The organism is Psychromonas hadalis ATCC BAA-638 (assembly GCF_000420245.1).
GTDB lineage: Bacteria > Pseudomonadota > Gammaproteobacteria > Enterobacterales > Psychromonadaceae > Psychromonas > Psychromonas hadalis.
In genome coordinates this window covers 1-2,095 of the sequence record NZ_ATUO01000294.1, presented here as the reverse complement: position 1 = coordinate 2,095, position 2,095 = coordinate 1, and the positions used below count along the sequence as shown (strand labels likewise).

The window sequence follows — 2,095 nt, the reverse complement described above, 5'->3', positions numbered from 1 at the left end:
TATAGACAGTTTGATCTTTTAAATTTAAATTTCAACTTAATTTTCCTAAATGAGAAGTCTTTTCAAAGATCATGGGTATAGTCCTCTTGCTGCGAGGATTTTTAATTAATAGAGTTGAGGCTGTGCTGAATTAAATCGGTCTATTTGCTCACTAAAACCTACAAGTAATCTTGCTGATAAACAAGCCCCTGCAACTGGCAGAACTGTAAATAAGTCTGCATCAGGTAATATTTTCATTAACTCTGAAATTTTGTGACCGAACTCTTATATGTGCTTCATTGCGCATATAATTCGCTCTAGTAAAGTGCTCATAAACAGAAAGTGAGTATCTATCACTGCTTCATCTTCAGCCAGCGGTGTTGCCTCTTTTATCGCTTTTACACGATATGAGTTGCCACGGTAAAGTCCTCTAAAATGTCTTTGTGCGCTCTCTGTACCTGCTGGAAAAGTCGCCAACGAGGTATAAATCGACAAAAGATACGGGAGTCTTTTTTGGGGAACCATTCAACTGCTTGAGAGAAATACAGTTTTAATGTATCAATAGTCTGATTAACAGATCGTTGCTTTTCATCCACTAATTTTCTTCTTTGTTCGACCAAATACATAAGCTTTCGCATATTAATATTTTGCGGTTTTAGTGGTGTAAATTTCTCAGGGTCGCGGAGCATTAACTCTAAAGCGAGTTCTACATCAGTGAGATCATCCATAGCTTTACGGGGTTTAAATGCTGTTCTATATTTGGCTAATATCGTCGGGTTAACTGGGACCCTTACAATAAAATCATACTTTTGTCGGGCGTAAACAATTGGACCTTTGCTGAGTTCAACAGCTACTGCGATAGGATCTCCGAATCTATTTTTGAGATTTTTAGCCCACGTATCAATATTTTTAGGCTTATGTTTGATGATGGAGAATTCTCGTTTGTTTGTAGCAGGATCTTGTAAGCAAATATTATGTTTAGCGTTTGCCCAATCAATACCTGCGTTGCATTCAATCGCAATAGCCAGCTGCTCTATTTGACTTCGTCAAACAGTACGCAGTACAAAACAAATGACCGTTTTGCTTATTACTCAATCATACGCCTTGACCTTAGCAATTTAGCCTACGTAAAACCTGATCATTATATTAAGCGGAATGGTATTATATTGGGGCGTAAGCGAGATAGGAAGTGTTGTTGGTTTACTCTAAATTAGTGGCTAACATCACTATTCCACTACAATCATAACGGGTATTAAATTTTAGCCACACTTGTTGCGGTTTTCTGGGTAAAGATGGTTGTATATATGAGAAAAAAAGAGGAAATTAAAGAGGGATTTAATAAAATCCAGAACAGCATATTAAGAGAGGTAAATATATTTTGAAAAACATTAAAACCATGAAAGCTTTTGGCAGTGCATTGCTGATTTTTGGTTATTTTATAGCTGTTCTTATTTTGGGTATTTATTTTCTCTCAGAAGATAAGAATGAAGTCGAGAGTATCACAGCACAGCACATCATTTATCAATCGATAGGTGAGTTAGGTGGCTTTTTAGATGGTGAAGGTGCAATGGTAAAGACAATAAATATGATTAACGACAATATAGATAACCCTGATATTGAAGCAATTGTTAACTGTTACACAAATACCAATGCGACTGTTTTCCGTGATTACTTAAGAGCGGTCAATTTTTCTATGGGGCAGTTTTGTAAAGTACAACAAAATTTAGAAGCAATATCGACATCTAATCAAAATAACAGCGATAGATGTACAGAGCCTAAATCAATTATTATGAGCGTAGATGAACTTGAAAAGTTAGGCCGTAAATATACGGGCGTTTTCGCAACAGATTTAGCCCACTGTAAAATTTAAATGACACTAAGGAGGTGGAGATGAGTAAAAAAGTAACAACTTATCAATCATTCCGACATGTTGGATTAATGGATAGGTAAGTAATTAAAAATGTGGAACGCTTTTCTTCTGGCTCGCAAAGGGGCATATATGGACGCCCCGGTTATTGCAGGTTTTAATGAGGAATACAGTCTGCTGTCATATATCCGACGTCTCAATAGGCTATCAATAACCTGCGCCATGATGTAATACGAATCCTGTCTCCTA

The 2,095-nt window shown here is 36.6% G+C and carries 2 protein-coding genes; one reads left to right on the top strand and one right to left on the bottom strand.

Annotated elements, in window-relative coordinates; all coding sequences use genetic code 11:
- Positions 1–377: 377 nt before the first annotated feature.
- Positions 378–977 (bottom strand): IS110 family transposase, encoded by a 600-nt coding sequence (locus tag G322_RS23125; RefSeq protein WP_281166541.1) that lies wholly within the window; start codon positions 975–977, stop codon positions 378–380.
- Positions 978–1,357: 380 nt separating this feature from the next.
- On the opposite strand from G322_RS23125, the gene G322_RS0118945 reads away from it, so the two are divergent.
- Positions 1,358–1,849: a hypothetical protein gene (locus G322_RS0118945; RefSeq protein ID WP_033422274.1), complete on the top strand. Its 492-nt coding sequence runs from the start codon at positions 1,358–1,360 to the stop codon at positions 1,847–1,849.
- Positions 1,850–2,095 lie beyond the last annotated feature (246 nt).